Consider the following 26,176-nt stretch of genomic DNA (forward strand, 5'->3'; position numbering starts at 1 on the left):
GTTCAGCGTTATAAATCTAAATGAGGTTTCTTCAAATTCAACCAGTTAGTCTAGGGCTCTGATTTTACGGTATTTTTCTGCCATACTAGTGAATGCTTCAATATTTAAGTTATATTTTTTATCTACGTTTTTATCTTCATTTTTTACTATATTTAGGATATTCACTCCAATAATTAGAGTAACTAGTCTTTTCAAAATAATTAAATCTAAGTTTATCAACTGAATTATTTATATGAACATTTGGTAAAATTAGTTGAACCTTTTTATACAAAGGCATTCCAGACCTAATAAACTGTGAGCTATTACTTAATAGAATACTTACCCCTTTGTAGTTTTTATATTTTACAAATCCACGTCCAAACTCATCATTTTCTTTACCAGACCTAATATAAACAGTAGGTAATATACCTTCCACCTCCATTTTTAGCACTACTTCACTAATTGCATTACAAGTTTCCTCTAATTCACCGATACTTGGAAATTCATGAATTGGCCTATTATGTTTAATCCTATTTCTAACATTACTTATATTTTTCGTTTCGAGGGTATCAGATATTTTTTTTAATAGTTCAATTATTCTTCTAACATCAGTCTTTTCTAAATCTAATAATAGTACTTTATACCTAAAAGGGAAATCATATAAATCTGTCTTTTTATAATAACTAGGATATTCCGTTTCTAACCTTTCATACTTATCTTTAAATTTTAAATGCTCCTCACAAATTTCAGCTATTGCTGAAAATCCTTTTATAAGTGGATATAGAGTATTTCTCCCATCTTTATCTAGATTAAGAAATTCATTATCGTTTATTTTGAAATGGTGGTTATTGACAATATTAGCGGTAAAAGTCCTCGCATCTTCCAAATTAAAGGTGAACTTATCTGAAATGTAATGGTCCGATAATAACGCCCATGTAATAAAAGAAAGAGCATAATCTAAAATTTCCTCAAGCGAAACGAAAAAATTCACTCCCGAACTTCGAATTGCTTCTCTTTCATCTTCAGTAAACACTTGATTATTTTTAATTATTCTCAAAAATTGGTCGTGCCTCTTCCAAAATAAACTTTGATAGGAAGGGAAAACTGTTATATCAAATCCAAGTTTCCATAATATCATATTTATAAAATATTCTTCTTTATATGGGTCCAATAGAGTACCAAAATCTGTACAATTTAAATACTCAAAAGTCTTTTGGACATTATTAGGATTGTCAAAAATTAGATTTGTAATAATTTCTCTTGGATTCTCAGTAAGAAGATACCTACCTAATATTTCATCAAGAGTACTGCCTTCAAAACTCCTTAACTTCCATTTTAGTTTTTCTTTGTCTGTAGAAGAAGTATAATATAGTTTTTTAATTAAACTTTTTAATCTAATTAAAGCAGTATTTATTTCTTTACCCATTGTAATAATACTTCTAAAACCATATTTGGAACATTGAGTCTCTGTATGAAAAATGCCTCTCCTATTTATCATTAGCTTACCTTTTCTTATTTCAGTTTCTGGTATATTAATCTTATTATTAAATATCAAATCCTCTAACTTTTTTAATATCTCATCATCTTTAAATAGTAATATTAATTGAAAACATTGGTTATGAGTAAGGTCACTCGAGATTTTTTGTCCATTTCCTTTCCATAAATCTTTAAATCTATTAGGAAACAATTTTCTAATAGATTTATCACTATTAATTAAATCTGCTAATAGTAATCTTAATTCTTCATCTGGAAATGATCCGATTAAATAAGCAAGCTCATCAATTCTATTATAGTCGTAAGGATTAAATGAAATTATTTCATTTATAGACATTTCCTCATCTACAGTGGATATTTCTGCCGCTGCCTCCACTAAATTCTGAATAATATTTTCTGAAGAAGTTAATTTAGTCCGATGAATATTTAAACAAGAGACATCTTCACAATGCCAAAGTGGATATTCTCTGAACTTGGAAGGGGGCATGGCTCTTGTTTGTCTAGACTCTAAAATTCCAAAAGGACCAATTAGAAAATTCCCGAATTGAAAAACACCTATTGGAGAGTCATTTAAAAGCTTTGTTGTTTCCTCTGCATTTAAAAGGTCATTATTGTTAAATAATTCATGAAATTTATTGTAAAGTTCTCTGCCATATAAATATGGAAATAATAATTTTTTATTAATTATTTCTTCACTTATTATTTCTTTAAGTTTACCAAGATTTAGTTTTTCCATATTTATATTTTCTACTGAAGTAAGCATTAAACTTAACTTTATTTCTGAATTATACGTATCATCTAATATAGAAAATTGACTTTTTAGATCTTCATATATTTTTTGCCCTTTTTCATTTAAAATTATTGTTTCATTGTATTTTGGACTAGGAATATATTTTACTTTTAATATTGATTTTTCTAAGAATTGATTTAATATTAGTACTTGTTGCTTTTTTCTTTCTAATTCATTTCTTTCATTCTCTACTACTTCTGTCTCTACAGAAATCTGTTCCTCTACTAAAGTTTCATTTAACATAACAGCCCCCCATAAATACCTATATTTCCTAGTATATAACATGGTATACATAGATTAAATATATCTTGGTACTTCTGGTAATAAAAAACAAAAAAGTCATGACTTAATAAAGCTTTACTATTTTCCAGTGTAATTTAAACCCATATGATTATTTGTTATCACTTTATATAAAACATTTACAAATGGTACGATTCACCGTATCATTTGTAGCACCAAGCTTAATTTTTCTAGAACCTGTTAATTTGAAAAGATAATATTTATTCTCTTTTTCAAATCCATCTTCAATGCTGATTGGTAAAAAATTATTCTTCTTTTCGTGAATGTTCTACCAGTTTTTTTGTACCATTCCCATTCTTCTGGAGACATGCTTACTGGACGTTCATTCGCAGCCTTTGCTCTTTGCAGCATTTCCAACTCTTCTTGATCGTCCGTTTTTCGTATCATTTCACGGTAGAGCCTGCTACGTTCTTCTACTTCTAACCTCTGCAATTCTAGAGCAGCCTTCTTCGCTTCTTCTTCGCGCAGTAATTTTTCCAAGACCTCTTGTTGTACTTTTAACTCCGCTTCTGCTTGAATGATTTTGTCTCTAAAGGATTGTTTAAAGTCCTGTCGCTGCTCATCTTCATTTTCACGATAGAGAAGCAAATCATTCAAGTTAGCATTCAAAGTTAATGCTCGTTCCAAAGGGATGGCTGGCTCAGATAATTTGTAGAAAGTGAGATTATAATTATTTTGATCAGCCTCTAAAAACCTGATGATTTAACATACGCGACTCTCGATATTAACGTAAGCAATACTTTTTATATCAATAGAATTCTGAAGTCCTGCTACTTCTGTATTTAAATATTTGAATTCATCCCTTGATAGCCCTTGCTCAATGAAATGATCCCACCGTTGGTCCTCATTACTTTTGTTCGTGACTAACAATTCAGCATTTAGTAATGCTCCTTTATCCGTTTCTGAAATGATGGCCAACCAAGTATCATCTATAAATGAGAATACCTTAAACCCTTCTGTCTGATAGGTTTTCATTCGTTTTGCGAGATTCTGAGTATAACTGCGGGGAGCAATGGAGGTGTAATAATCAATCGCCCAAATATCACTTTTAAAAGGAAATTTCACGATAATATCCGGAATAAAAGAAAGTTTCTTTTTGCAAAAATAACCTCTTTTTATTACAGCCCCAGTTGATTTCAACTGACCTTCCAAGATTTCTTTAAATACGGTTAATCCGATATCCTTCTTTTTCTTATCTTGGTGAGTGGAAACCTGATTAGCATAAGTTTTGCTATTTTCAGAGTATGTACAATCCTTGCCATCTAGATGCTAAAAGTAAAAAGGCCTGCCATCATCAACTGTTAGATTCATATTCACTGGTTCTTTACAAGAAGGGCATGTAAACCCACGCTTCCTTGAAAAAACTCGGTACTGTTCAGTAAGCTTTTTTCTAATCTCGCTTCTACTAAAGTTCTTGCCTTCCAGTTCCGATCTCTTAGTTTCAATATTTACGATTCCACCATGTAACAGTGCCTCTTCCATCTATCCACACCCTTTGTAATAAAACCCTATATTTTACTATTATTATAATATAAGTAAATTCTGGAGTGGGATTATTTTCCTTTAAAAATGATATGAAGATAATGATTGTTGCAAAATTGTGATAGAATTTCCCTAGGAGTGATTAGATATGGGCAAAAACAAAAAGAAGAAAAAATGCAAGAAGATCGATTATGGCACAGCCGAATTTTATTGCCGCCACTGTGACTACAAATTTGAATTGGATTGGGAAACCATTTGTGTCATTCAAGAATGTACGCATGGCAATGTAGGCTATCATTTAAATGATACATATATCAGCTGCTCGAAATGTGATGAGGTTTGCTGGGACGAAGAAACACCCGAAGTAAAGAGTCCAGATAAAGTTATATCCGATGGAGATTTACCATTTTAAATTTTATAATATTTTTATGCATTGCCCAGTGATGATTTTATTATGGCCTAATTCCTATATGTTACTTTATCTGTAAAATCAATAATTAACTCAGACTTAATCATGAAATCAACACCAAGGATTCCATTAAATCCATTGGTCTCTTTTGTCATTCCTAACTGCATTTGAAAGGAATCCATCAAAAAGCCATCTATTTCTAAATTTGTTACAGTCTGCTCATAACACAGTTCACTTTCTCCACCAACTCCATACATCCTTCTTGGCCTGCCACCTTTACGGTCTATAACAAGTCCACTTTCTTCAACTTCATCCGTACCAAAGATAGTAGTTGAACACCCTGTATCCAAGAGACTTCATCCAATGTGATAAATTTTCCCTTATAAACAAGGGAATCAGATACTATTGGTAACCCATCCTGCATTAGAATTTTCATTGGAGCCGTCTCCTTACCCCAATAAACTTCTGTTCTTTTACTTCAATGGATTCATGGTCAGTATGGAAAATATAGTATTCTCGGGAAGGGTCGGCCAAATGTAGCTTTTTGTATTCTTTCCATGCGAAAGTTGACTCGGGGAAATTTGAAATGACGGATAGTTCTTCAAAATGGCGGATTGAATCTTTTGAGTAAGCTGAGATGGCTTCAACAAGTACCCATTGTTCTGGATAATGTTCACGAATTTGCTCCCATTTCATTTTTTAGCACCTCCATTCTTATTACATCTAGTATATCATTTAAACACAGGGGACGGTTCCACTGGTAAATACCTAAGCCATAAGAACCGACCCTGTGAATTATGTGGATTACCAAGACCTAATCAAATTCCTTCATCTCTTTAAAATAAGTAGGCACACTCATAAATCCTTTTACGGCTATTAAATCTTTATTTCCTTTGACAGCATAAACTCTTTCCATATCATTTTTTGTCTTTCCAATTTGTTTATCTAGAGGATAATCATCAGGATAGATGATTGGATTTACTGATTTATATGAATGATTTTTGAAATAAACATAATGTAGGGCATATTGTTCCCCATCAATTATTTCTTCTCCGGCATTGTAGTCGATAATAAATATTGGGAGCATTTGGACTCGGATATAAAAATAACTGGGGATTAAAATACAAAGCACCGTAATAGAAATAATAAAATGTTTTATACTCCTTTTCATTCTCGACTCCTCTCTATTAACCCCTAACAATACAATCCCTTCCTCTAATACACTTTTGCATATTCTAGCGCCTTACATATTTCGCCAAAAAGTTTCCTTTTTCCTCCAAATACCTCTAATAGTTTTCAAGTTCTTTTAAAGCACATATTTTATATTTCCAGCGGATAACAGCCTTCAAAAAGTTACTGCATATTATCCTTCGTCTCCAAATATATTAGTTTATGTAAAAATTTAACATTTGTAACAAGGAGGTGATTTTGTTTAGACATAACAAAAGGTCCAAGGCTGCGATACTTTCCCAAAGTTATGACATGGGGGGGATAGCGATGTTTGAAAAACTTCAGCGTTTAGGCAAGGCGTTTATGATACCGATTGCGGTTCTGCCGATAGCGGGATTAATGCTCGGTATCGGAGCAGCATTTACTAACCTTGTAATGGTTGAGACTTATGGATTAGCAGGAATCCTCGGTGAAGGAACATTTCTGTACTATATTTAAGTATTATGTCTGCCATAGGCAGTATCGTTTTTAGTAATTTGCCATTAATCTTTGCGGTTGGGATTGCTTCCGGCCTGGCGTTACAGGAGAAAGGAGCTGCGGGCTTATCTGCGGCAATCGCATTTCTTGTCATGCATGTGATCATTAGTACTATTCTAGGATTTTTAGGGCATACACCTGCGTCTACTACGACAGATTATTTCTTATCAAAGGGTCTAGATCCCGTAGAGGCTGCCAGACAATCAAATGTGTATGGATATGAGCTTGGGATATTCACCGTTCGAATTGGAGTGCTTGGGGGAATTATCGTAGGTTTGCTTGTAGCCTTTTTAGCAAATCGATATTATGAAAAGAAGCTTCCTGATGCCCTATCGTTTTTCTCAGGTGTAAGATTTATTCCGATTATTTCCGTACTATCGATTAGCATCGTTGGTGCAATTATTCCATTTGTGTGGCCCTATATTCATATTGGCATTTCGACTTTCTCTGAATTCTTTGGCCGGACTGGCCCGATTGGCATGTTCTTCTATGGTTCTTTCATGCGGCTTCTGAATATCTTTGGGCTTCACCATGCGATTTATCCATTATTCTGGTATACATCGCTTGGCGGTGAACTGGAGGTAGCAGGAAAGTTAGTGCAAGGAGGACAAAGTATTTTCTTTGCTCAGCTGGCTGATCCAACGGTTACCAAGTTTTCTGCTGAGGCTACCAAGTATTTTACCGGCGGTTACTTACCAATGATGTTCGGTCTCCCAGCGGCGGCTCTTGCTATGTATAAAACGGCTGATACGAAAAACAAAAAAATTGTCGGCGGTATCCTCTTCTCTGCTGCTCTAACCTCATTCTTAACTGGAATTACCGAACCCATCGAGTTTACATTCCTGTTTGCCGCGCCACTTTTATACGGTATCCATGCGGTCTTGGAGGGAATATCTTATGCGGTATTATACGCCCTTGATGTAGCGGTAGGAGTTACTTTTTCAAGAGGGATCATCGATTTCACTTTATTCGGTTTGTTGCAGGGAAATGATAAAACAAATTATATTTGGATCCTTGTCCTAGGAATCCCGACAGCCATTATTTATTACTATGTATTTAAAACGCTGATTTTGAAAATGAATCTTAAAACTCCTGGACGTGGCGAGGATGCAGACAACATATTATATTCCAAGAAAGATGTACTGTTAAAAGACATTGATATTGAGGACGTTATTGCTGCTTTGGGCGGAAGAGACAACTTAGTCGATGTAGATGCCTGCATTACCAGATTAAGAGTTACCGTAAAAGATACGAGTAAGGTTGCAGATGACTCTGTTTGGAAAGGAAAACTCAAGGCTAAAGGTCTGTTCAAAAGTGGCTCAGGCGTTCAGGTCATCTATGGAGCACTAGCCGAAATCTTAAAGAATGAGATCAATAAAATAAGGTAAAAAGCATAGGGGACGGTTCTCCTGGCACACACTAAGCCACGAGAACCGTCCCTGTGGGTTTTTCTCCCTTTTAAAAGATACTTAAATCATAGGTCTGTGATAGTTTTTCGATAAATTTCATTCCAGCAACGCTGTTTCCTATATGATCGATTCCTGGACTATAGACACTGATACCTAATTTTCCTTGAAGTTGTTCGATTTTACCGTGCGTGACTGTACATAGAACACCGCCTGATACACCACTTTTCATAGGTATACCGATGGAAGCTGCATATTTTCCAGAGGCATTATATAGTCCACATGTTATCATTAAAGCTTTTGACACTTTTGCGGTATTTTTGGTTATGAACTTTTCATTTGTTAGTGGGTAGACACCATTCCCCGCTAACAACAGTCCAACTTTTGCAATATCCTTAGGAGACACCTCAAGTGCACATAAACGAATATATACCTCTAGTGCTTCCTCAACATCACAAAGCAAATAATCATTTGCCTTTAGGTAATAAGCAATTGCTCGGTTCCGATCGGTAGTTTCCATTTCAGAACGATACACTGCCTCATTTACTTGATGATGACTACCGGTAATCCGGCTTAAAAAGTCCACAACATATGTTATCCGATCCTCTACAGTTTTCCCTGGTAACATGGAGGCAACGGTAATAGCACCTGCATTAATCATCGGATTGAATGGTTTTCCTGGGACCGTGCTTTCCAAACGAATAATTGAATTAAAGGGATCACCTGTTGGCTCCACATCCACCTTATCTAGAACAAAATCTAAACCATGAAATTCACAAGCAACCATAAAATTGATTACTTTTGAAATACTTTGTAGGGTAAATCGTGTATCCGTATTGCCCGCCTCAAAATAATTTCCATGTTCATCAATGATACATGCAGCAAATTGCTCTACAGATTGACAGGCTAGTTCCGGAATATAAGACGCAGGTCTTCCTCCCTTTGTATAAGTTAACGCCTCATTGGCAATTTGATCTAATGACATTTGAGCTAACATCCCGCTTACTCCTCTTTATGCATGAAAGAGATGTTCCTAGGCAGGTTAACGTCTCTTACCCATGGCTTTCATTTTTTAAAATTAGTAATACGTACTTTTCGACGGATTACACTAGTTTTTCATTATTAAAGAAGATCTTTAAATGCGGGATAAATTATATATCGGATTTCAAAGGCTCGCAATATTTTTTTATCCATATAAAGTGAAACTTCAATCAATGGGGGGGTTCTTCATCTCCCATTGCCTACTTGGGTGGATTAAGTTGTTTAATCATTGGACTATTATTAGCATTTTATAAGCCTAGATCAAAAGAATAGCGAACAGTGCCTGTCACTGTTCGCCTAATTAAAGATAGCACTTTTATTTTATTAATTGCTTACTTATCTCTTCAATTTCATCAAATTCTAAACTTGTCAATTTTGAGATTAACTCAAAAGGCATCCCTTCTTTTAGCATGTTGCAGGCAATTGTCCTTTGGGCTTCTTTATGCCCTTCTTTTTGTCCTGCTTTAATCCCTTCCTTTTGTCCTTTCTCTCTCCACGAATTCGAGATATTAGTTATTTGTAACGGATTACTTATCTTAGGTTCATCTAATCAACGAATTATTGATGGTCAGCGTAGTATAAAAGAAAGTTATTCGTTAACAATCTATGCCCCGCCACTTAGTGATTTATCTCATTTAATATTTTTATTTACATTCTTATAATAGTTTGTGGCAATCAAACTATATTCTAAAGAAGGTTTGTGGAAGTATGAAAAACAAGAATAGTTATGTTCCATCTAGATTCAATGCTCTATCACACACGGATGACAATGGAGTTGTGCTTTTTAATAGTTATACTGGTGCCATAACTTATGTCTCAGCTGAAGAAAAAGAAGCAGTCTTATTTTCTTTAAAAAGAGCTGGTACAGATATTTTAGAAAACGAAATACAAAAAGAGTTATATAATAATGGTTTTTTAGTTTCTAGCAATGTCGATGAAAAGAGAAGGGCACAATTTCTTCATCAGTCATTACACCGAACAGATATAATGCACCTTATACTTTTACCAACCGAAGCCTGCAATTTCCGTTGTACATATTGTTATGAAACGTTTGAACGTGGAAAAATGAATCGCAAAATAATAAATGGTCTTAAAGCGTTTGTACATGAAAAGAAGGCAATTTTATCCAGGCTGCATATTAGTTGGTTTGGTGGTGAACCATTAGTTTCAATAGATGTCATTGAGGAACTTTCCAATTACTTTCTATCGATTGCAAAGGAAAACAATATACACTACTCTTGTGATCTTGTTACAAATGGTTATTTATTAACAAAAGATGTTTTTCAAAGATTGCTATCTTGGAATATTAATCAATTTATGATAACGATTGATGGAATTGGAGAAGTGCACGATCATCGAAGACCATTATTAGGTGGCGGTAAATCATTTGGTAAAATCATTGATAATCTGATAGCAATAAAAGATGTCCCAGATTCATTTGATATCACCATTCGAACAAATTTCGATGAAAGTAATTTACAGGAAGCATCCAAGTTAACTGAGTTCTTAAAAGAACATTTTGCAGATGATAGTCGTTTTGGAATTATGTATCGACCTGTTGGAAGATGGGGTGGAAAAAACGATGATGACATCCCTGTATGCAGCCGCACCATGTCTAACAAAAAGATTTGGGAGCTGACTGATGAAGCCATTTCACAAGGATTAAGCATGAGCCCCATGGTAACAGAGTCATTAATGCCCTCTGCATCGGTCTGCTATGCAGCAAAACCACACTCATTAGTAGTCGGCTCTGATGGACAATTATATAAGTGTACCCTCTCTCTTGATGAGGACTTTAATAAAGTCGGAAAAATACATGAAGATGGTAGTCTAGAACTAGATTATGATAAAATCGCCAGTTGGGTAACTTCAGGAGAGGAAACGGATGAAGTTTGCCAATCCTGCTTCTACCGTCCTGCATGCCAAGGCAATCATTGTCCATTATACCGGATCCGTACCGGAGAGAGGCCTTGCCCTTATGAAAAGCGAAACATTAAAAAAGCATTAAACTTAATATGGAAAAATAGTTTGTGATATAGAAAACGTATATAGCTAATGGATTATACGCCTATTTAACCATAGTGAAAGGGGGTGAGTTACATGCGCATATTACGTCCGGCTTCATCTCCAGTTAACAACAATAGCACTGGAAAAATTATGAAATCAGTACCTAGCAACTTAAAATAAGAGCCTATATCAACAGAAGGCAATTCCCCAAGTAGGGCGAGTTGTCTTCTAAATGGAGCAATAACAGGCATCGTATATCAGATTGTTCCTCAAACCTACTCAGCAAGGTAAACTAGGTGTTAATTTTCATAGTTAAGATTTGACCAAGCTGGATATTTAAATAATTGGCATCATAAGAAAAATCAGCTTTATGCAATGCCTCTTTTGTTATCACTATACGCGCAAATCTTTATGCAAAAATTTTTTTCACCTCTTATTAAACACACCATGAATTATCAGTGACTGATAACACCTTTTGAAAAGCTAACAAAACGATTAACAAACTTGTCACACCTTACCTCCGAATCCCCTGTCCTTTTCACCCCTTCCTTTCTATATAGGAAGTGAACTTGAATATGGCGAAATCCTTTATTACGACTGGCTGAATTCAGACCTGCCTGCTTAATTTCCAATTTTCACCAATTTAATCAAGAAGGTATAAGTGTCTTGGATTACCCTCATTTTTTTCATAGTAGACAAAACACGGCGTCACAAGGGAGTTTTTTGATTACTTTTGGAGAAAAATGGAATTTAATAAGAAGTTCGCAAGTTATGTCCTTTTTTCTCGAATGTGATAATAGATTGGAGAATTAATATAGTAATCTAGCTTTTTGATAGGAAAGTATTAAGTGAAAGCCTATTAATTATCATCCTAATAAAAATAAATTTGGTAGCTCTTGCAAAATAATGAATAGATTCAGTGCAATGCCATTAGCGGATTTTAAGGGATTTTGTAAAACGATTCTTGTTTACTATAATTTCCAAAATAGGAATAATGAGAGTATCACTTTTTCAAGGGGGAGTTTCATGTTTCGTCGTAAATCGATTATCACGGTTCTAACAGCAAGCATGCTTTTATCTTCAGGAGTGGTTTATGCTCAGACAAATGGTGCCACAAATTCACAATCAGACACTGCTTTTGACAACAAGGTTATCAAAAAAATAAACGTAGATAATATGTACAATGCGATTAAGTATCTATCCGCAGTGCCTAGGGAAGCTGGCACCGAGGGAGAAGTTCGTGGGGTTGAGTACATAGAAAGCCAGTTTAAGAGCCTGGGTCTCGAAACGAAAAGAATACCGTTTCCTATCTATGATTATAAGACAAACCGCCAGTCAGCTGTAGTTGATGGAATCAATTTAAACGGCCGTGCCTTTAGCGGCAGCGGAAGCGGAAATGTAACGGCAGAACTCGTTAATGTTGGAAAAGCATTAGCTGGCACGGTTCCTGATGAAGTAAGTGGGAAAATCGCCTTGATTGAGCGTGGGGATATCACGTTCGTTGAAAAAGTGCAGAACGTAGTTGCCAAAGGTGCCATTGGGGTACTTATGTATAACAGCAATCCTAATGGTAATAACTTTGGACAAGCCAATGGGGAAGTTCCTGCTCTCGCTATTACCCAAGCACAGGGGAAAGAATTGGTTGAAAAATTAAAGAGCGGTCCTGTTAAAGCCACCTTAGATGTAGATATCCAAAAAATCGAGAAAACATCCTATGTGGTTGAGGCTAAATTAAAGCCACACAAGAACAAGGACACCGGACAGATTGTCACAATTGGGGCACACCATGACTCTGTTCCTCTTGGACCGGGTGCAAATGACGACGCGTCCGGAGTATCAGCCGTACTCGAGCTAGCTAGAATTCTTGTCAATACTCCAATCGATACCGAAGTCCGCTTCCTGACATTCGGCTCCGAAGAAAGAGGGATGGTGGGCTCATCCTTCTACGTATCGCAACTTCCACAAAGTGATATAGACCGCATGGTTGCCCACTTCCAAATGGATATGATTGGCGGGGCTGAAGCAGGAGAAGATCATCCATTAGGTGGACTGATCATGTATACGATTGACGGTCAGAAGAATCTTGTTACAGACTTAGGAGCGTCATCCGGATCTAGAATTTATGATGTGGCTCTGCCGTATGGGCAATTAGGAAGAAGTGACCATCAGCCATTCCATGATGTGGGCATTCCTTCGGCTCTATTTATTCATTCACCTGTTGAACCTCAGTATCACCAGCCAACAGATACGATTGAACATATCAGTAAGGAAAAGCTGCAACAGGCTACATCCATCGTTGGAACAGCAGCCTATCAAATTGTTCGCCCGGACACACCAGCTCTCGATCGAGCACATGTGGCTCCAGCAACAGTAGACTACGATTTTGAAAACCGCCCAGTAGATTAATATAAAAATAGGAAAAAGGCTTGAATCTAAATTTGATTCAAGCCTTTTTCCTATAGGCATCTGATGCGGTAGAATTAATTGGAAGCATTTTTTCAACAAACCAGGTTAATCAAATAGGAAACTAGTTTAAGAATATTATTAGTAGGCGATACCTACACGTGACCTTATATAATCGCTAGTTTGAATCTGTTTAAAAGTAAATTCTGCTGTATCCTGAACGGATATCTCAACTCCACCCTCCGGCAAATAATTTCGGGCTATTCGATACTCCCCTACCCTTTCTCCATCAGGCAAATAAGTTGGGCAGACAATCGTCCATTCGAGAGTCGATTGATTGAGCATATCGTAAACTTTATGATGTTCTTCCGCTGCACGGGTTGACTTCCGCTTTGATTCACTTGATTGATAACGAAGTGAATTTGGAGTGGTTCTACTTTGCAAGATACCCGCCGTTCCAACCGTTATAATTCGTTTTATCCCCTCGTTTTCCATTGCTTCGATAATAAGTGGCATACTTTCCGATAGAGTGGTTATGCCATCCGTATTAAGTGCACTAATAACCACATCCCTCCCATGCATTGCACGTACGATATCCTCTTTATTTAAAACATCACCTTGAATAACGGATAAATTTTCATTATTTATTTGAATCTTTTCTGAAGTGCGGACTAAAACAGTAACATGGTGTTTGTCATGAAGGGCATAAGGAACGATTTGACTTCCAACTCGCCCAGTTGCACCTAAAAGTAAAATATTCATTAGAACGAGCCTCCTTTTGTAAAACTATTTTATTATCATTTTCAACTTACATCTGCTTTTTCCTCAATCGAGAACCCAGCAAAAATAAAATAAGCGAAGGTTTTTCGGTTAAATGTAGATTAGAGCTCGTTTCGGGGTAAATAAGGGAAGATTTTTCTGCTATGCAAAGTAAAATCCCCCATTTTCACGTTTGTCGGATCAATAGACGAAATTTCTCCGTCTATTTTAGCAGTTTTTTATTTGATTTCCTAATTAAGTGAATTTTTTCCGACTATTTAACTGATCGGGTGCTTAACCTGATCCCCCCGAACGATTCTACCCGGTTCTTTCCCATGAACCTCATTTTGCTGCTTTCATCGGAATGAATCTTCCCGTTTACGAAATGTAATCCCCTTGCATGGGGATAATTTTGAACATTTTGTGGCAACTGACTATTTAGGACTAACTATTAAGACTAACCATTACACTTGTCACTATTGTTTTGAAAAACCTATTGTTACAATGAGTGAAAATTTAGATTCACCTAATAGAAATGGGGTTGTTTTAATGAACGTTCCACAATTGAAAATTGGTCATATGTTACCGAAGTTTCCAATCATGCAAGGGGGTATGGGTGTAGGTATTTCCTTAAGCGGACTTGCTTCTGCCGTTGCAAATGCGGGGGGAATTGGCATCATCTCAGGTACTGGGATTACTGTCGACGAAATGAGATCACATATAAGGAAAGCGAAGGAAAATATAAAGGAATCAGGCTATATTGGGGTAAATGTTCTTTTTGCGATGAATGACTTTGCTGAAAAAATGAAAGCAGCCATTGAAGAAAAGGTAGATTTCATCATATCAGGGGCTGGAATTTCAAGAGATATGTATGCATGGGGCAAAGAAGCCGGGATCCCTGTCATCTCGATTGTGTCTACTGCGAAGCTGGCTAGGTTATCAGAACGCCTTGGTGCTTCAGCGATTGTGGTAGAAGGTCATGAAGCCGGCGGACACCTTGGTACGGATCGACCTTTATTTGATATTTTGCCTGAAGTGGTGGAAGCTGTGAAGATTCCGGTTATTGCTGCTGGTGGAATTATGACGGGAGAAGATCTAGCGAGAGCTTTTCGTGTGGGGGCGTCTGGGGTACAGATGGGTACTAGGTTCGTTGCTAGTGAAGAATGTGATGCACCATTATCCTTTAAAGAGAAATATGTACAGGCCGAGCAGAAAGATACCATGTTAGTTAAAACAACAGTCGGACTCCAGGGTCGTGCCATTAAGAACCATTTTACTGAACTGATTTCTGATGATAAAAAAGTAAAAATTAAAAAGTGTGTAGATTGCCTAAAAAATTGTTCATATCGTTTTTGTACGCTGGATTCTTTGATCACATCGATGAATGGAGATTGCGAGAATGGTCTTGTTTTTGCCGGAGCAAGAGTTCATGAAATTAAAGAAATCCTCCCCGTTAAAACCATTATCAATAATATAATGAGTGAATATAAAGCTTGTATGTGAGTTTGAATAATACTTAACCCTTTGCATAATTCCACATGAATAAATTAAGCCTCCAAAATGATTGGAGGCTTTACTTATACTTTAAACTATAATCTAGAATTTTATAAATGTAGATTCCATTGTGGAAATCTCATTAATATCCATAATTTGAGACCATAGTTTATATCCATTTGTAACTGTTCTTGTTTCTAATGCATATGACTATTTATGGTTATTAAATATTTATGGAGTGGCCCATGAAAAATTATCCTTCGTATCCCTATATTGCAAAGAAAACAAAGTGTGAAGAAAAATTTATTGCATTTCCCCCGCAACATCAAGAGCAGCAACCTGGAATGGAATATTTAATGGATCCAAGGCCTATTTTTGAAAATCCGAGCTATTTAGGCAATCAAAAGCTTCAGGACCAAGTCGCAATTGTTACTGGAGGTGATAGTGGCATTGGCCGTGCCGTTTCCATAGCTTTCGCCAAAGAAGGGGCCGATATCGTCATTGCCTATCTGTATGAGCATCAAGATGCTGAGGAAACCAAGGCTAAAATCGAGCAGATTGGAAGAAGATGCTTAACGCTTCCAGTTGACCTCCGCTTTAAAGATAATTGCAAAAAAGTTGTGGAACACACCATAAAAACCTTTGGAAAATTGAATATTCTCGTAAATAATATTGGAGTAGTCTACCCACAACAAACACTTCTTGATATATCAGAGGAGCAGCTTATTTCTACCTTCGCAACCAATGTTTTTTCCTACTTTTTTATGACACAAGCCGCATTGCCATTTTTAATGTTTGGAAGCTCAATCATTAATACTACCTCAGTAGTAGCCTACAGTGGGGAAAAGTCATTAATTGATTATTCCTCCACTAAAGGGGCAGTTGTTTCGTTTACACGTTCACTCTCTCTATCTGTGGCTGACCAGGGTATTCGTGTCAATGCTGTGGCACCGGGGCCGACTTGGACACCTTTGATTCCTTCTGCATTCTCAGCAGAAAAAGTATCGACCTTCGGAACAGATACCCCATTGAAACGTGCTGCCCAGCCTTTTGAACTGGCGCCAACATATGTTTACCTTGCAAGCCAAGATTCCCAATATGTTACTGGGCAAACCCTGCATGTAAACGGAGGCAGCTTTATTACTTCTTAATTTGAATATTATTCATAACCCCTACCCCTCACTTATGAAAAAATGCATGCGTAAATTTTTTTATGGAGTAATTGATTCCTCCTTAGTGAATAGTAAATATATAATTCTTTATGGTGGGGTAGGTTATGATTTTTCTTTCTTATTTGTTGCTTAACCTTCTTATTTTGGCTTTTTTCTTTTATTGGCAAAAAAAGCACCTTCATTCACTCGAAATTTTCGTTTTATGGCTAGTCGGTTCTATGCTATTTCAAAATTACTCCGCTCTCTTCTTTATGAATTTCAAATATTTTGTCATACCAAATGTTTTTAGTATTGAAATGACCCATTTCATGAATCGAATTGTATTAATCCCAATCTTTACAATTATTTTCTTAAATCAGCTGATTATACTAAAATCTTTTGTTCCGAGAATAGTTTGTACTATCATTTTCGTCTTTTTGCTTACCGGAATAGAAAAATTAGCAGATTATTTGGGTGTTCTCAAACACGTGCATTGGAACATAATGTGGTCAATTAGTTTCTGGTTTATTTATATTCTTATATTAATTACTACTATGTGGATTTTCCGAAAAAGATTGGCTAAAGAGGTGGGACAAGCTTGAATTGGCAATTTGACTGGAATGAATGTTTTATGATTGTTACCTCCATAATCGCATTTTCAATAATGTTGCTCCTCAGGAAACACTTCCATAATATTACTTTTATCATTATTTGGATCTATTCAGTTGCTTTTGTTCAAACCGTCGATTATTTTCTGGCAGCTAGTCCTTTCAGGGTATATTACTGTGCAGATAATATTACCTATGAACCAGCAGGAGCTATGATCCATCTATTTCTTTATCCAGCCTTTTCCTTTATCTTTCTATTTTTCTATGATCGATGGAACATCTCTGGAAAAAATCTTATTCTATATCTTCTAGTATGGGATATTTTTTCAATCTTCTTCGAATGGTTAAATGTCATAAATGGCGTCTTTACTTATACTAGTTGGCACATATACTATTCCATCTTTGTTTATCCCGTTTCAAGTCTGCTCCTCATTAAAGTTTATCTTTTTGTTAAAACACAATTAATGAAACCAATACCAGCTAGCCCTATAAAACCATAGGGACCGCACCAATGGATACATCGAAAAGGAGAGCAAAATATATGCTCTCCTTTCGTCCATTCAAAAAACTCCTTTATTTATGGTAAGGTCCACCTCAAATGGTTAGTAAATCTAATCAAGACTTTTCCATATAATTATACTTCGCCTTCAAAATTTCAAGCTCATACCAAGTAAATGGCCCATTCTCCAATTGCCAAGTCACCTTTAGCTTTACAGGTATTCTGATTCCATCCAATACACCATAAGCTTTCGCTTCACCGATACATTCTACTAACCTGGAATCTTCCTCCTCTTCCTTATATCTCATAGCACTTACCTTTACAAAATCTCCGGCTTCATCGAAGTAGAAGGTTGCCCTGCCGATATTCCCTTGATAATTCATCGTTGCCAATGCCGTATTTAGGTCTACTTCTTCCCATGTAATGTAAGGGCTTAGTGCCGCAGAAGGATACCAGGGCAGTTCCATCAAAAATCTCTGCGAGGTCGATTGATTGGTCTTTTCCTTATTTTCAATATTCACCACTGGTATAAGAGATCCAATTTTTATCATCATGGCTGCTTTTCCTTGCTGAAATATATCTCTTCCAAGAACATTTAGAAAGCCATTCATTTTCATATTAGCCTTCCAGAGGAAACCAGGTGAATCAATGGTTACATATTGCTCAACTTTAGCAGGGAACCAAGATTTTTGGTCAGGCCTCAATTTCATCTGTCCCATTTGTTCAAAGTAAGCGGAATGGATTACCTCTTTACCTATAATTCCTACATGGTTTAACCACCTTTTCACAGGGGATGGCAAGGAACGAAGCATTTGTTCATTTACTTTTTTTGAACCTATGTGTCTTGACTGCGCTAAAAGAAAGCTTACTTCTTTCTCTATCTTGCTATTAAAATCCCAAGCTGCAAATGAAAAAATTGCAAAGAGTAAAATAATTACGTTAGGGATGGTTCCAAATTTCGCATCCTGCCAAGAGTAAATAATAAGAATTTGCGATATCACTGCCGCCATTGACGCAGGAATCCAAACCCACTGTTTACTTTTTACCACAAAGAAACCTACCATCAACATAAAAAACACAACTAATAACCAAACCATGCCCAATGGCTTTGAAATTTCTTGTGTCAGTTGACCCATTTCAGCCAAGCCAAAAGCCTTCACAAATCCAAATAAATGAATCAGCCCATGTAAAACTAGTATTATTGGAAAAATTAGCTTCACCATAAACAATCCCCTCCTAAATAAAATTGTATATTCCTTTAGGTGGGATAACTCTAAAAATTATGGCAATCTAGTTAAATTCCTCCTAGAATGCGTTTTACAAAACCTAATAAAGAAGTGACAATATTTTAAAATAATATTTTATTATGATTATAAATAATATTCTAAATATTCATTTACATTGAAAGAAATTATGATAAAATCATAAATAATTACAGTAACACAGTAAAAATTCCTCCCATAAAAGAAAGGAATTACGGTATGGATGAAATTTTTCAAAAAATAAAGCAATTACGATTTGAACAAGGAATGACGTTAAAGGAATTGAGTGAAAAGACAGATTTATCCGTTAGTTTCTTATCCCAAATTGAGAGAGGAACATCATCACTCGCTATCACCTCATTAAAGAAAATTGCCGACGCTTTTGGAGTAAAGATGATTCATTTCTTCGAAGAGACGGAGAATTTAAATTATGCAGTGAAAAAGCAAGAGCAAAAACCTTTTAAAATAGAAAGTTCTGATTCTACTTATATTAGGTTAAGCAATAATTTTACAGATAGAAAAATAGAGCCCTTTCTCGTAACAATAAAGCCTCATCAAAAAGAAAATGAACCAGTTAAACATCCGGGTGAAGAATTTTATTACGTTCTAAAAGGGGCTGTATTATTCACAGTTGACCAGACTGAATATTATTTACGAGAAGGAGAAGCACTCCATTTCCCTTCAACTCTTCCTCATATTTGGGAGAATCCGCTCGATCAGGAAACTGTATTACTATCTGTTATCACTCCTGTTATTTTTAACTAGACGAATTACAATACATTTGAAAAAGGTGAGGCTTATGACATTACTAAAAGTAGAAGATTTGACGATTAAATTCAAATCGCGCCAGGGTGTTGTCAAAGCAGTGGATCGGGTTAGCTTTGAATTAGAAAAAGGTAGTTCACTAGGAATCGTTGGTGAAAGCGGCAGTGGCAAGAGCGTTACCTCTCTCACTATTATGGGGCTTTTACAAAATGCTAACTCTGAAATAACTGGAAGCGTCGATTTTGAGGGCGTAGATTTATTAAAACTTTCACCTGAAGAAATGAGGAAAATTAGAGGGAAATCTGTATCAATGATTTTCCAAGAGCCAATGACCTCACTTAATCCTCTACATACATGCGGCAAACAAATCATGGAGCCAATCCTGATTCACCAAAAAGATGTTAGCAAGCAGGAGGCAAAAAAATATGCCATTGAGATGCTGAGAATGGTAGGAATCCCTTCCCCTGAGCAGAGATTTCATGAATATCCCCATCAAATGTCTGGTGGGATGCGGCAAAGGATCATGATTGCTATTGCTTTAGCTTGTAATACAAAACTATTAATTGCAGATGAGCCTACTACTGCATTGGATGTTACGATCCAAGCACAAATTCTCGATTTAATGAACAGCCTGAAGAAAAAGAGAGACATGAGTATTATCATGATCACCCATGATTTAGGTGTTGTGAAAGAAATGTGTGAGAACGTAGTGGTCATGTACACTGGCCAAATTGTTGAAAAAAGTCCAACTGAGTTAGTGTTTGCTGACCCTCTTCATCCGTATACAAAAGGATTACTCAATGCCATACCTAAAATCTCTAGTAAAGTAGATAGACTTGAGGCGATCGAAGGTACGGTACCTGACGCCTTGCAAATGCCAAGTGGTTGCAGCTTCCATCCTCGTTGCAAATATGCAACAGAGAAATGCATAGTGGAAGCCCCTCCTTTATTTAAACTAGAAGATGGTCGTGAAGTAAGATGTTTTATTTATGACGGATCAGAAAAGGTTGATGAAGTCTATGCCTCAAAATGATTCTAAAGCAATAGCAACGTTATCAAACTATCATTCCTCTGAAAACATATTAGAGGTTTCCCATTTAAAGAAGACTTTTCATATCAAAAGTCCTGATGGAAAAAAAGGCTTACTTAGGGCAGTAGATGATGTTTCTTTTACGATAAAAAAAGGGGAAACATTTAGTCTTGTTGGTGAAAGCGGCTGTGGGAAAAGTACACTTGGCAGGACACTGCTTGGTCTTTATGCCTCAGACCGTGGTTCTAAAATTATGTTTAATGGTGAGGATATTACCCATATTCCTAAATCGAAACGAAAAAATTTCGCCAAGAAGGCACAACTGATTTTTCAAGATCCATCTGCTTGCTTAAATCCACGTAGAACCATCAGGCAAATTTTATTGGAGCCATTCAAAATTCATAAAATGGAAAATGGTGAAGCCAAAATTACTGAACTAATGGATATGGTCGGTCTGGCAAGCCGCTTTTTAGATCGATTTCCTCATGAAATGTCAGGTGGTCAGAAGCAACGGGTAGGAATTGCTAGAGCATTGGCATTGGGTCCAGAACTTATTGTGTGTGACGAACCTGTTTCTGCTTTGGATGTGTCGATCCAAGCACAGATTATTAACTTACTAGAGGACCTGCAGAAACAATTAAATCTTACTTATCTATTTATTTCACATGATCTAAGCGTGGTTCACCATATAAGTGACCGAGTCGCAGTTATGTATTTAGGCAAAATCGTTGAGTTGACAACTCGGGATGATCTATATAAAAAAACACAGCATCCATACACAAAGGCGCTACTCTCATCTATTCCAGATATAAGCGGTGAAACTAGAGAGAAGATTATTCTCACAGGCGATGTTCCAAGTCCATCTAACCCACCATCTGGCTGTCGGTTTCACACAAGATGCCCTTCAGTAATGGATATTTGCAAAACAAAGGAGCCAGATTTTATTCAAACAAGTAGTAACCACTTTGTTGCCTGTCATTTGTGTACAAAGTGATTCTATAAAATTTTTAAAAGAAGGGGTCTTGGATAATGAAAAAAATTATTTTATTGGGCATCACCTTGATATTGGCTTTTTCACTTATCGCATGCAATAAGAAAGAGAAAACTGGAGGATCCTCTGCATCCAATGGGGATACGATCGTTATTGGGGTTGCTTCTGACTGGAAAACCCTAGATCCAGCTCGTGCTTATGAAGTGTACGGGAATTTCTATTTTTATGCTACGTATGAGAATCTGTATATGTTGGAAGGATCAGAACTCACACCAAAGCCAGCCCTTGCAAAAGAACACTCTGTGGATGAATCAGGACTTGTATATACCTTCAAGCTGGATGAAGGTCGTAAATTTTCGAGTGGAAATGCTGTAACAGCAAATGATGTTGTATTCAGTTTTAATCGTACAATTAATATAAAAGATAATGCTTCGGCTCTTGCAGATGGAATTGCAAAGGTAGAAGCAACAGATGACAAAACGGTTGTCGTCACACTTAAAGAGAAGGATGCATCCTTTCTTTCAAAAATTACAAGTAATGCCTTTGCAGTTGTAGATAGCAAGGTTGTGAAGGAACAAGGTGGTTCTGATGCGAAAGATGCAAGCACAACAGATGAAGCATCCACTTACCTTGATGGGGCATCTGCAGGCAGTGGTCCATATGTATTAAAAAAATGGACACCAAATACAGAGATGGTCCTTGAAAAGAATCCAAATTATACGGGCACTGTGAATGCAAGTAAGATCATCATCAAAGAAATTCCTGATCCAAACACACAAATTCAAGCACTTGAAAAAGGGGAAATTGACGTTGCATTAAGCGTTGGACCTGACCAAGTGAAAAACATCAAAAGCGGTGGAAATGTTAAGATTGTGTCTTCACCAACTTCAACCATCTCATTTTTGCTAATGAATAATAGTGCTGAAATCGGTAAAGAAATGGCAGATCCACTGGTTCAGCAAGCGGTCCGTTATGCCCTTGACTATGAAGGATTCCAACAATTAGCTGGTGATGGCGCGCTATTGCCAATGTCATTTGTTCAAGAAGGTTTTGTTGGTGCAAAATCAAGAGCGGATAATTATCAAAACCTAGAAAAGGCAAAGGACTTAATGAAGCAAGCAGGGTTTGAGAAAGGCTTCACAATCCCTCTAACAGCCGCGAATTACGATTCTGAGGGACTTTCATGGATAACAATAGCTGAAAAAGTAAAGGAAGATCTTTCAAAAATTAATATCAATGTAGAAATTAAGACCGGTGAAGTTGGCGTTGTTATCGAAGACTATCGAAATGGTAAGACTCCATTCCTGGTTATGCACTGGTCACCTGACTACTATGATTTAAGTAATCAATTAGCGTTTATTCCAGGTGATATTGTAGGAACACGTGCGAACTGGAAACCTGAAGCTAATGCTGAATTAGTAAGTTTGGCAGAACAAGCGAAGGTGGAAATTGACGATACTAAACGGGCAGAAATTTCCGGTAAGATGCAAGAAATCATCGCTGAGAATAGCCCTTATGCATTTTTAGTTCAGCACCCAAAATCATTTGCTGTAAGCTCCAAACTTGAAGGTGCTGCTTATAATGATCTTTTTAAGTTAACTTTAAATGAATTAAAGCTTTCAAAATAATGATTTGATTTACCTGATAGCTATCCGTAGGCAGGCAGCTGCCCACGGTAGCTATTTATAGGCAATATTGTTTTTAGTTGGGGGTGTGATCCGATTGCTTAGATTTATTGCTAGACGTCTATTGTTTCTTCTTTTCTTATTATTTGGTGTGGCACTTTTCGTTTTTATTCTTTCGCATTTAGTGCCAAGTGATCCGGTTGCTGCGAATTTGAGCCAAAGTGCTATGAATAATCCCGAAATTGTTGCTGCTTTTAAAGAAAAGTGGGGACTTGATCGGTCGCTATTTAGTCAGTTAATTCTGTACTTCCAACACTTATTGACGGGTGATTTAGGTACCTCTATTCGAACGGGCAGACCTGTATTGGATGACTTAATGCAGTTCTTCCCAGCAACATTTGAACTATCTGTAGTAGCGATGACAATTGCCTTAGTTCTTGGGATTCTCTTTGGTATCATCTCTGCTATTTTTCGTAATAAGCCTATTGATCATGTCATTCGTACCGTTTCCATCAGCGGGGTTTCCATACCAAGCTTTTGGTTTGCCCTCATTATGCTCAATATCTTCTCTTCGGTACTGGGTATTACACCTGGACCAGGACGAATTGATGCACGATCATCCACTCCAGAAGGGGGAACAGGGCTATTACTTTTAGATTCACTTGTTAGTGGGGATTTTCAATTATTTGGTGATGTAGCCATGCACTTGATCCTGCCAGGAACGGTGTTAGGATTCTTTACAATGGGACTAATTGCTCGTCAAACCCGATCTAATTTACTTGAAGTGATGTCAATGGATTATATTCGCACAGCCAGATCAAAAGGTCTGAAAGAATCAGCGATCATCGTTAAGCATGCGATTGCCAATTCCATGATACCTGTCATAACAGTAGCAGGAATCGGATTCTGTAATCTGCTTGGCGGAATGGTGCTTGTTGAGAACATTTTTGCATGGCCAGGAATTGGTCAATATGCCTATCTTTCCGCCGTTTCATTAGATTTCCCAGCTATATGCGGGGTTTCATTATTAATTGCCTTTATTTATGTTGTTATTAATCTACTAATTGATATCCTTTATGGGATTATTGATCCGAGAGTGAGGTATAGATAATGGGAACATTCAAATCTTTTATCTCTCAAAAGGGATTTCTCTTTAAACTTGGATTAATCATTTGTGCATTTTGGATTCTCGTTGTCATATTTGCACCGTTAATCGCTACACATAGTACAACAGCACAGGATTTATCTATTCGATATCAGCCTCCAAGCTTTTCCCATTTATTTGGGACTGACGAGTTAGGCCGTGATGTATTTTCACGGGTAATGTATGGCTCTAGAATTTCTTTAACAGCAGGTATTATTACAGTGATTTGTGCCTTTTCCTTTGGTATCCTCTTTGGGGGAATTGCAGGATATAAAGGCGGGAAAGTGGACGAAGCAATGATGCGTTTCTCAGAACTCATTATGGCATTTCCACCCCTAATTTTAGCGATGGTCATCGCTGCCGCACTTGGACCAAGTATCTTAAACTCAGTACTTGCAATGGCCATTATCTGGTGGCCAAATTATGCGAGATTGATGAGATCGATGGTTATTTCTCTTAAAGAGAGTGAGTATGTTACTGCCTCCCGTGTAATGGGCGCCTCACATATTCGTGTACTATTTTTAGAAATTTTACCGAATAGCTTTGGACCATTATTGGTTATGGCAACTCTTGACCTTGGGAATGCAATCTTGATGTTCTCTGGACTAAGCTTTCTTGGTCTTGGAACACAGCCACCTACACCTGAATGGGGTTCAATGGTATCAGATGGGGCAAAGGTTATACAAAATTGGTGGGTGTCCACCTTCCCTGGTTTAGCCATTTTCTCCATTTCTGTAGGTGCTAACTTCGTAGGGGATGGTCTTCGTGACTTCCTAGATCCGAAACTCCAAAAAGAATAGGCGGGAGAATGTAATGGAAAAGATCAATATTAATCAAGTAGAACCCACTGGCATGCCATTCTATGAGATGAAGAAACTTTTCATAAAGCAAGGAGACTTTAAAGAAGTGAGCATGAGTGTCATTTCTCTTACACCTGGCGAACGAGTTCCAGCTGTTGGCATGAGTTGTCATGATGAGGATGAGTACTCTTTTATTTTCAGTGGAAAAGTAGAAACTTATTGTAATGGTGAATACAGTGTAGAAAAGGCTGGGGATGCAACCCTGATCCCAGCAGGTGAGGAGCACTGGTGTATTAATACGAGCAGTGAACCTTGTATGCTCGTTTGCTTTATGGTAAAAAAGGCCGAATAGTAATTTGAATTGTCTTATTCAGAACATAGGGACGGTTCTACTGGTTTGTACCTAAACCATGAGAACCGTCCCTTTGGATTTTGTATTATAAAACGGCTCTTGACAGCAAAGAGAGCGCGAGAACCAGATCCGTGCTTCACGTTCATTTCATTTGCAACATCCTTCTTTTTGTAGGAATTAGTTTCTTTATATATGGGGTTGCAAATCTATCAAGTCCGTAGTAATACCTTCCTTTTCCAATAAATAATAGAATCATTGCTACTACGAATAGCTTGGAATCTAGACCAGATAATCCAACCCCCGCCATTATAAAGTTGAAATTCATGAAGGCACTAGCAATTAATGCAGGAATTGTCACTAATCCTAAAATCAATCCCAAACCAACAAGAAATTCTCCCCATGGGATCAGGATGTTAAAAAACTCTATATTTGGTAACGTAAATCCTTCGAGGAATCCAGCATACCAGCCTTGTACGGTAGGATGATCCCCACTTGCATTTGCAATTGCGCCTTGTATAAATCCCCCTGCATCAAATCCAGATTTAATTTTAGAATAACCTGCCTCGATCCATTGAAATCCTAACCAAATTCGTAATACTGTCCAAACGATTGCCACTTTTGTTCCATTTATATATTTTCTCATTATGAGTTTCTCCTTTATTTTTAATACGCTCATTT

Annotated in this window: 26 protein-coding genes; 15 read left to right on the forward strand and 11 right to left on the reverse strand. The window is 36.9% G+C overall.

The window, feature by feature from the left end:
* Window positions 1-136: 136 nt before the first annotated feature.
* The 4 genes from ACWM35_RS21450 to ACWM35_RS21465 form a co-directional block, all read right to left on the reverse strand.
* Complete coding sequence (locus ACWM35_RS21450; RefSeq protein WP_454820935.1) at window positions 137-2,506, reverse strand: hypothetical protein; 2,370 nt, start codon at window positions 2,504-2,506, stop codon at window positions 137-139.
* Window positions 2,507-2,743: 237 nt separating this feature from the next.
* Window positions 2,744-3,172: a hypothetical protein gene (locus ACWM35_RS21455; protein WP_454820936.1), complete on the reverse strand. Its 429-nt coding sequence runs from the start codon at window positions 3,170-3,172 to the stop codon at window positions 2,744-2,746.
* Between the two features lie 93 nt (window positions 3,173-3,265).
* Window positions 3,266-3,703 (reverse strand): hypothetical protein, encoded by a 438-nt coding sequence (locus ACWM35_RS21460; RefSeq protein ID WP_454820937.1) that lies wholly within the window; start codon window positions 3,701-3,703, stop codon window positions 3,266-3,268.
* A 129-nt stretch (window positions 3,704-3,832) separates the two neighbouring features.
* Window positions 3,833-4,045: a hypothetical protein gene (locus ACWM35_RS21465; protein ID WP_454820938.1), complete on the reverse strand. Its 213-nt coding sequence runs from the start codon at window positions 4,043-4,045 to the stop codon at window positions 3,833-3,835.
* Between the two features lie 148 nt (window positions 4,046-4,193).
* On the opposite strand from ACWM35_RS21465, the gene ACWM35_RS21470 reads away from it, so the two are divergent.
* Window positions 4,194-4,457 carry a hypothetical protein gene (locus ACWM35_RS21470; RefSeq protein WP_454820939.1) on the forward strand — a complete coding sequence of 88 codons (264 nt, stop codon included), beginning with the start codon at window positions 4,194-4,196 and terminating at the stop codon, window positions 4,455-4,457.
* A gap of 47 nt (window positions 4,458-4,504) precedes the next feature.
* Here ACWM35_RS21470 and ACWM35_RS21475 read toward each other — a convergent pair whose 3' ends face one another.
* The 3 genes from ACWM35_RS21475 to ACWM35_RS21485 form a co-directional block, all read right to left on the reverse strand.
* Complete coding sequence (locus ACWM35_RS21475; protein WP_454820940.1) at window positions 4,505-4,804, reverse strand: hypothetical protein; 300 nt, start codon at window positions 4,802-4,804, stop codon at window positions 4,505-4,507.
* Between the two features lie 82 nt (window positions 4,805-4,886).
* On the reverse strand, window positions 4,887-5,150 hold the full coding sequence (locus ACWM35_RS21480) for a hypothetical protein (protein ID WP_454820941.1): 264 nt from the start codon (window positions 5,148-5,150) through the stop codon (window positions 4,887-4,889).
* 118 nt (window positions 5,151-5,268) lie between these two features.
* Complete coding sequence (locus ACWM35_RS21485) at window positions 5,269-5,625, reverse strand: hypothetical protein (RefSeq protein WP_454820942.1); 357 nt, start codon at window positions 5,623-5,625, stop codon at window positions 5,269-5,271.
* 326 nt (window positions 5,626-5,951) lie between these two features.
* Between ACWM35_RS21485 and ACWM35_RS21490 the strand changes: the two genes are divergently transcribed.
* Complete coding sequence (locus ACWM35_RS21490) at window positions 5,952-6,122, forward strand: hypothetical protein (protein ID WP_454820943.1); 171 nt, start codon at window positions 5,952-5,954, stop codon at window positions 6,120-6,122.
* Window positions 6,123-6,127: 5 nt separating this feature from the next.
* Window positions 6,128-7,549, forward strand: coding sequence for a PTS transporter subunit EIIC (locus ACWM35_RS21495; protein WP_454820944.1), 1,422 nt, complete (start codon window positions 6,128-6,130; stop codon window positions 7,547-7,549).
* 70 nt (window positions 7,550-7,619) lie between these two features.
* Here the strand turns inward: ACWM35_RS21495 and glsA are convergent, their stop codons facing one another.
* Window positions 7,620-8,564: a glutaminase A gene (gene glsA / locus ACWM35_RS21500; RefSeq protein ID WP_454820945.1), complete on the reverse strand. Its 945-nt coding sequence runs from the start codon at window positions 8,562-8,564 to the stop codon at window positions 7,620-7,622.
* Between the two features lie 752 nt (window positions 8,565-9,316).
* Between glsA and ACWM35_RS21505 the strand changes: the two genes are divergently transcribed.
* A complete protein-coding gene (locus tag ACWM35_RS21505; protein ID WP_454820946.1) occupies window positions 9,317-10,642 on the forward strand; it encodes a radical SAM protein in 1,326 nt (441 codons plus the stop codon).
* 999 nt (window positions 10,643-11,641) lie between these two features.
* A complete protein-coding gene (locus tag ACWM35_RS21510) occupies window positions 11,642-13,021 on the forward strand; it encodes a M28 family peptidase (RefSeq protein ID WP_454820947.1) in 1,380 nt (459 codons plus the stop codon).
* Window positions 13,022-13,159: 138 nt separating this feature from the next.
* Here the strand turns inward: ACWM35_RS21510 and ACWM35_RS21515 are convergent, their stop codons facing one another.
* Entirely contained in the window at window positions 13,160-13,780 is a 621-nt protein-coding gene (locus ACWM35_RS21515) for an NAD(P)-dependent oxidoreductase (protein ID WP_454820948.1), read from the reverse strand.
* 546 nt (window positions 13,781-14,326) lie between these two features.
* Between ACWM35_RS21515 and ACWM35_RS21520 the strand changes: the two genes are divergently transcribed.
* The 3 genes from ACWM35_RS21520 (at window position 14,327) to ACWM35_RS21530 (ending at window position 17,530) form a co-directional block, all read left to right on the forward strand.
* The gene (locus ACWM35_RS21520; RefSeq protein WP_454820949.1) at window positions 14,327-15,280 is read left to right on the forward strand and encodes an NAD(P)H-dependent flavin oxidoreductase; all 954 of its coding nucleotides are present in this window, start codon (window positions 14,327-14,329) and stop codon (window positions 15,278-15,280) included.
* 236 nt (window positions 15,281-15,516) lie between these two features.
* Window positions 15,517-16,422: an SDR family oxidoreductase gene (locus ACWM35_RS21525; protein ID WP_454820951.1), complete on the forward strand. Its 906-nt coding sequence runs from the start codon at window positions 15,517-15,519 to the stop codon at window positions 16,420-16,422.
* A gap of 598 nt (window positions 16,423-17,020) precedes the next feature.
* Window positions 17,021-17,530, forward strand: a complete 510-nt coding sequence (locus tag ACWM35_RS21530; RefSeq protein WP_454820952.1) for a hypothetical protein — start codon at window positions 17,021-17,023, stop codon at window positions 17,528-17,530.
* Between the two features lie 115 nt (window positions 17,531-17,645).
* Here ACWM35_RS21530 and ACWM35_RS21535 read toward each other — a convergent pair whose 3' ends face one another.
* Window positions 17,646-18,752: a DUF6920 family protein gene (locus tag ACWM35_RS21535; protein ID WP_454820953.1), complete on the reverse strand. Its 1,107-nt coding sequence runs from the start codon at window positions 18,750-18,752 to the stop codon at window positions 17,646-17,648.
* 258 nt (window positions 18,753-19,010) lie between these two features.
* Between ACWM35_RS21535 and ACWM35_RS21540 the strand changes: the two genes are divergently transcribed.
* The 7 genes from ACWM35_RS21540 (at window position 19,011) to ACWM35_RS21570 (ending at window position 25,498) form a co-directional block, all read left to right on the forward strand.
* Entirely contained in the window at window positions 19,011-19,556 is a 546-nt protein-coding gene (locus ACWM35_RS21540) for a helix-turn-helix domain-containing protein (protein WP_454820954.1), read from the forward strand.
* 34 nt (window positions 19,557-19,590) lie between these two features.
* Complete coding sequence (locus tag ACWM35_RS21545) at window positions 19,591-20,589, forward strand: ABC transporter ATP-binding protein (protein ID WP_454820955.1); 999 nt, start codon at window positions 19,591-19,593, stop codon at window positions 20,587-20,589.
* Window positions 20,576-21,580 (forward strand): ABC transporter ATP-binding protein, encoded by a 1,005-nt coding sequence (locus ACWM35_RS21550; protein WP_454820973.1) that lies wholly within the window; start codon window positions 20,576-20,578, stop codon window positions 21,578-21,580. The genes ACWM35_RS21545 and ACWM35_RS21550 overlap by 14 nt, the downstream gene beginning before the upstream one ends.
* A gap of 35 nt (window positions 21,581-21,615) precedes the next feature.
* Entirely contained in the window at window positions 21,616-23,205 is a 1,590-nt protein-coding gene (locus tag ACWM35_RS21555) for an ABC transporter substrate-binding protein (RefSeq protein ID WP_454820956.1), read from the forward strand.
* A 94-nt stretch (window positions 23,206-23,299) separates the two neighbouring features.
* Complete coding sequence (locus tag ACWM35_RS21560; RefSeq protein WP_454820957.1) at window positions 23,300-24,313, forward strand: ABC transporter permease; 1,014 nt, start codon at window positions 23,300-23,302, stop codon at window positions 24,311-24,313.
* Entirely contained in the window at window positions 24,313-25,146 is an 834-nt protein-coding gene (locus ACWM35_RS21565) for an ABC transporter permease (RefSeq protein WP_454820958.1), read from the forward strand. Before ACWM35_RS21560 ends, ACWM35_RS21565 begins: the two co-directional genes overlap by 1 nt.
* A gap of 13 nt (window positions 25,147-25,159) precedes the next feature.
* Window positions 25,160-25,498: a cupin domain-containing protein gene (locus tag ACWM35_RS21570; protein WP_454820959.1), complete on the forward strand. Its 339-nt coding sequence runs from the start codon at window positions 25,160-25,162 to the stop codon at window positions 25,496-25,498.
* A 142-nt stretch (window positions 25,499-25,640) separates the two neighbouring features.
* Here ACWM35_RS21570 and ACWM35_RS21575 read toward each other — a convergent pair whose 3' ends face one another.
* Window positions 25,641-26,141 carry a DoxX family membrane protein gene (locus ACWM35_RS21575; RefSeq protein ID WP_454820960.1) on the reverse strand — a complete coding sequence of 167 codons (501 nt, stop codon included), beginning with the start codon at window positions 26,139-26,141 and terminating at the stop codon, window positions 25,641-25,643.
* Window positions 26,142-26,176: the final 35 nt, after the last annotated feature.

It is taken from the genome of Neobacillus sp. K501, from assembly GCF_053749995.1.